General features: G+C 54.9%; 5 protein-coding genes. All 5 read left to right on the top strand.

The genetic code is table 11. The features are described 5' to 3' along the window. Positions 1-86 precede the first annotated feature (86 nt). Positions 87-917, top strand: coding sequence for a CheR family methyltransferase (locus tag V6C07_RS10530; RefSeq protein WP_333536429.1), 831 nt, complete (start codon positions 87-89; stop codon positions 915-917). Positions 918-924: 7 nt separating this feature from the next. Next, positions 925-1,701 carry a ParA family protein gene (locus V6C07_RS10525; RefSeq protein WP_333536427.1) on the top strand — a complete coding sequence of 259 codons (777 nt, stop codon included), beginning with the start codon at positions 925-927 and terminating at the stop codon, positions 1,699-1,701. Continuing rightward, positions 1,695-2,441 (top strand): chemotaxis protein CheW, encoded by a 747-nt coding sequence (locus V6C07_RS10520; RefSeq protein WP_333536425.1) that lies wholly within the window; start codon positions 1,695-1,697, stop codon positions 2,439-2,441. The genes V6C07_RS10525 and V6C07_RS10520 overlap by 7 nt, the downstream gene beginning before the upstream one ends. Before the next feature lie 407 nt (positions 2,442-2,848). Continuing rightward, positions 2,849-3,217 (top strand): response regulator, encoded by a 369-nt coding sequence (locus tag V6C07_RS10515; protein WP_012625008.1) that lies wholly within the window; start codon positions 2,849-2,851, stop codon positions 3,215-3,217. Positions 3,218-3,282: 65 nt separating this feature from the next. Continuing rightward, on the top strand, positions 3,283-5,003 hold a 1,721-nt coding region (locus tag V6C07_RS10510; RefSeq protein WP_333536421.1), incomplete at its 3' end, for an Hpt domain-containing protein.

Below are 5,003 nucleotides of genomic sequence, written 5' to 3'. Positions count from 1 at the left end.
TCCTGTCGCCCACGTCGGCTTTTCGCGCGCCCGCAACGGCTCCGGCCAGCGCCAGGGCAACTTCGCCCTTTCGCAAAGACCTTCAGATAACAGATGAAGAGTTTTTGCAGCTGCGTGATTTCATCTATCAGCAGTGCGGCATCTTTATCGCGGAAAACCGCAAGTACCTTGTGGAAAACCGCCTTTCCAACCGCATCAAGGACCTGAACCTCAAAAGCTATAGCGAGTATTACAACTATCTTCGCTTTGACGTCAGCCGCAGAACGGAACTGAACAAGCTCTTTGAGGTGGTGACCACCAACGAAACCAGCTTTTTCCGCAATCCTCCACAGCTTGAGGTTTTCCAAAAGCACGTGTTGCCTGGAATACTTGATCAGTGCCGACGCAACGGTTCAAAAAAACTGCGCATCTGGTCGGCGGGCTGCTCCACGGGTGAAGAGCCGTACACCCTGGCCATCATTTTGCACGAAGTGCTCAAAAGCGAAATTCACAGCTGGGATATCAAAATAACGGCCAACGACCTTTCTGAAGCGGTGCTCGCCGCCGCAAGACAGGGCATTTACAGCGAATACGCCTTGCGTACCACCCCCAAGGAAATCGTCGACGCCTACTTTATCAAGGACGGAAGCCTTTACAAGATCAAGCCGGAAATCAAGAACATCGTTTCCTTCGGTCAGATTAACCTCAGCGACAGGGAACAGCTGAAACGGGTGGAAAAGTCGCAGATCGTATTCTGCCGCAACGTCATCATCTATTTTGACGATGAAATGAAGCGCAAGGTGATAAACGCCTTTTATGATAACCTTGAAATCAACGGGGCGCTGCTCATCGGCCATTCAGAATCGCTGCACAATATCAGTCGCGCATTCCAGCTTGAGCATTTCAAGGGGACCATAGTCTACCGCAAGATGGCGTAGGGCAGGCATGCGAGCCAAGGTTCTTGCCATAGCCAATCAAAAAGGCGGCGTGGGAAAAACCACCACCGCGGTAAGTCTGGGCAGCGCGCTGGCGCGTGCGGACAAAAAAGTGCTGCTGCTGGATCTTGATCCCCATGCCTGCGCAACCCTGCATGCCAGAATTTATCCGGAGGATGTGCAATACAGTCTGCACGACCTTTTCCTTGCCGACGAGGCCCATTGGCCCGATCTGTGGCCGCACATGGTGCGCGCGCAGGCTTTGCACGGCATGGATCTGGCTCCGGGCAGCATACGGCTTTCAGAACTTGAAGTAGACTTTAAGGACCGCAGCGCCAAAGGCAGCGTACTGACGAAAAGCCTTGACTGCGTGCGGGACAGCTATGATTTTGTGGTGCTGGACTGCCCGCCGCATGTGGGCATTCTTCTGGTCAATGCCCTGGTTGCGGCAGACCTGCTTATCATTCCCATTCAGACAGACTTTCTGGCCCTGCACGGACTGAAACTGCTGTTTGACACGCTGCATACGCTCAACAAGGCCCTTGGCAGGCCGGTATTCTACAGGGCGCTGCCCACCATGTATGACCGGCGCGCCAAAGCCTGCACCAGGGTGCTTGAGCTTTTGCAGAACAAGATGGGGCATGCCATGTTTGCTTCAGTAGTGGGTGTGGACACGCGCTTCAGAGAGGCAAGCGCACAGGGATGCACCATCTACGACATAGACAAAAACTCCAGAGGCGCACGCTGCTACGAGTCTCTGGCCCAGGAAGTGTTGCACCTATGGTAAAAACGCCTGAAGAATACTTCGCCGGTCTGTCCTTTACGCCGCCCGAACAGGGAGCAACGTCATCCTTCAGTGATGCGGAACGGGCTTTTGTGCAGAAATATCTTGGCGGTGAAACGCTTGCCGCCCTGCCTGTGCAGACCCCTTTGACGGCCATGCCCTGTCCGGAGGCGGATTCGCCCCATGTCTCCACGGGAATGCCCTGTGCCGCCGCCTCCACAGCCGGTCAATACCGGCATGGCATGGATGACGAGGCAGCCGCGGTCCCGGCAGCAGGCGAACCGCTGAAGTCGCAACTGGCAACGCAAGACAAGGTGCAGATGGTGTCCTTTTATGTGCGTGAACAAATTTTTCTTTTGCCGGTTTGCGTTATTGTTGAGGTCTTGCGGCATATGCCCCTTACCCGCCTGCCCATGGCCCCTCCCTTTGTGGCCGGGGTAGTCAACCTGCGGGGCAGGGTCACTCCCCTGCTGCACCTGGATGCCCTGCTCACGCTGGAACAGCAGTACCACTACACACCAGGAAGCTTCATTGTGGTATGCAACGGAAAAGACATGCAGCTCGGCTTTATTGTGGACAAGATCCATACCATGTACCTGGTCGACCAGCAGAAAATAAACTGGAATGCCGAAAACCAGCTCGGGGCCAGCGCCGACTTTCTTTGCGGACTGGCGGAGGTGGGCGATCACCTGCACGGCATCATTGACCCGGAAGTTATCGTGGAAAAGCTGCTGGATATTTAAAAAATTCATTTTCCGCGCGTACACTCGCAAAATATATGGCACTCTGTTTACAAAATTCGGCCATGCAAAAAAAATTACGCCTGCGCATCCAGGGCGGACGTCCGCCCACGCACCCGCCCGGGCATTCAAGACGAAAATATTCCAGGCGCGCAAGGCCGCAAGCAAGCGCTTGCCCTTGCAAATACTATAAATAACATCTACGATATTTTGAAATTTTTTCTAAATTACATTTTTGCCATGACGCGAATAAATGCTGCAAATGCCCGCCATATCGGGCCGCACGAACATGCCGCGTTGTACCCTGGTTTCAGGCGACCGCCTTCAGCGCCTGCCGGAGACCGGACAAAATCCATGCTGCACTGCCTGCCAAAAAGGCAGTCAACATTTGACGGACAGGGACAGATATTATGAAAAAACATATCATGGTCGTCGATGACTCCAAAACCATCCGTAACCTGGTGGCCTTTGTGCTGAAAGGGGAAGGCTTCAAGGTCAGCACAGCCGAGGACGGCCTTGACGCCATCGAAAAGCTGTACAGCCTTGACCCGGTGGACTTGATCGTCTCTGATGTCAACATGCCGCGCATGGACGGTTTTACCTTCATTAAAACCATCCGCGCCCAGGATGCCTACAAAGACATCCCGATCATCGTGCTTTCCACCGAAGGGCAGGAAAAAGACATACAAACCGGTATGAGCCTTGGGGCCAACCTTTATATGGTCAAACCAGCGCAGCCGGAAAAAATGGTTCGCAATATAAAGATGCTCCTGGGCTAGCCGATAAGAAAGACAGTATTACCCGAAAAGGGTACAGCGCTTTCAGCCAAGTAAGGGTATGGGGTATGAGCCAGGATTTTTTTGACCCGGAATTATTTGCTGACTTCATTGCGGAAGCCAAAGAGCACCTCGAAACCATCGAGCCCAATCTTCTTGAGCTTGAAAAAGCTCCGGGGAACTTGGCGCTGCTCAACGACATTTTCCGTCCCATGCACTCGCTCAAGGGCGCTTCGGGCTTTCTTGGCCTGAACCGCATCAATCAGCTTGCCCACAAGTCTGAAAACATCTTGGATGAGCTGCGCAAGGGCAGCATGGTTGTCACGCCGGAAATTATGGACGTTATTCTGGCCTCCACAGACGCCCTGCGCCAGATGATCGACAACCTTGAGAGCAGCAACACGGAAGGCGAGGTGGAAGCCGGGCATATCATGGCCCAGATTGACGCCATCATGGCGGGAGAAAGCCCGGCACAGGGCCAGCCCCAACAGGCCGCCCCGGCGTCCCCCGCTTTTGCCGCTGAAGAGGCTGCCCCGCCTTCGGCCCCTGTGGCGCACGAGGCAGAAATACTTCCGCCAGCGCACGAAGACTCCGAAGCCCCGCTTTCCCCTGGTACATCCCCAGACATGTCCCCTGTGGCACAGCCCGGGGACAACACCTCCGCCAAGGTGGAAGGCACTGGCGGCATGAGCGGCAAGGAATGGGTCGCAACACTGCCTGCGCTGCCGCCCTACGCCCTTACGGCCTTCGGCGAAAGTCACCTCAAAGATTTCATTGATGAATCAAGTGAAATAATTGAAAATCTCACCAATGGCCTGCTTGAGCTGGAAGAAAATCCCACGGGTCAGGGCGAACTCGTCAACGACCTTTTCCGCTTTTTCCACAACATGAAGGGCAATAGCGGCATTATCGGTTACAACGACCTCAATGCCCTCACCCATGAAGCGGAAACACTGCTCAATAACGTGCGCCAGGGAAAAATCACCCCCACGCACGAGCTTATTGACCTGTTGCTGCTTGTTGTGGACGTTATGGAAGCTCTTGTACACAACATTGACGTTGCTTCAGGCCAGGCGTCGCCCTTTGAAACAGATGCTGTCGTCAGGCAGTTGCAAAAGGCCCTTGCCGGCGGCCCCATTGCCCTGCCTGCGGAATTGCTGAACGCTCAGGGCCGCGAACAGACGGATTCCGACAGTTCCGAGCAGGCGGATGACCATGCGGCTGCCAAGAAGGCGCCTGTGGAGGTGGTAACCCCCACCATCATTCCCGTCGGCTCTGAAAACGATGATGCCGAAGCTTTTCGCCTTACGGTGCAGCAGCAGATCGAAATTATCCATGCGGCCCTGAAAACCCTGAAAAAAGACGGCAGCCACAAAGATTCCATTGATGCCCTGTACCGTTGCCTGCTGGCGATAAAAAATGCCAGTGGTTTTATGGGACTGCCGGACATCAAGACCTATGCCGAGCGTACGGCCGGTATTGTGGATCAGGGCCGCAGCAGCGGCATAGACTTTGACCTCATGGTGGACCTGCTGGATCAGGAAGTGAGCATCATCGAAGACATGGTGCGCCAGGCCCTGAATGACGGCAAGGTTCCCACAGATGTCAACTCCGCCGCCAAAGAATCCGCTCCAGATACAGAGGGTGGGACTGAACCCGCAGCCGCCGCTGAAAAGCCTGAAAACGCCCAAACAGCAGCCAGCCCCGCCGTTCCTGTTCAGCCGCGGGCGGAAGCTCAGGACGCCACGCAGACTGCTGCAAAAACGGCTTCTCCTGCGACGGCGGCATC

Origin of the sequence: Desulfovibrio sp. 1214_IL3152 (assembly GCF_036763055.1) — a bacterium.
GTDB lineage: Bacteria > Desulfobacterota > Desulfovibrionia > Desulfovibrionales > Desulfovibrionaceae > Desulfovibrio.
Note: the sequence above shows the minus strand (reverse complement) of the source record. Positions and strands in the feature narration are given on the sequence as shown.

Bases quoted from the DNA above. Each gene is read 5' to 3' on its own strand.
- V6C07_RS10520 (WP_333536425.1), top strand. From the start codon at position 1,695: ATGGTAAAAACGCCTGAAGAATACTTCGCCGGTCTGTCCTTTACGCCG.
- V6C07_RS10515 (WP_012625008.1), top strand. From the start codon at position 2,849: ATGAAAAAACATATCATGGTCGTCGATGACTCCAAAACCATCCGTAAC.
- V6C07_RS10525 (WP_333536427.1), top strand. From the start codon at position 925: ATGCGAGCCAAGGTTCTTGCCATAGCCAATCAAAAAGGCGGCGTGGGA.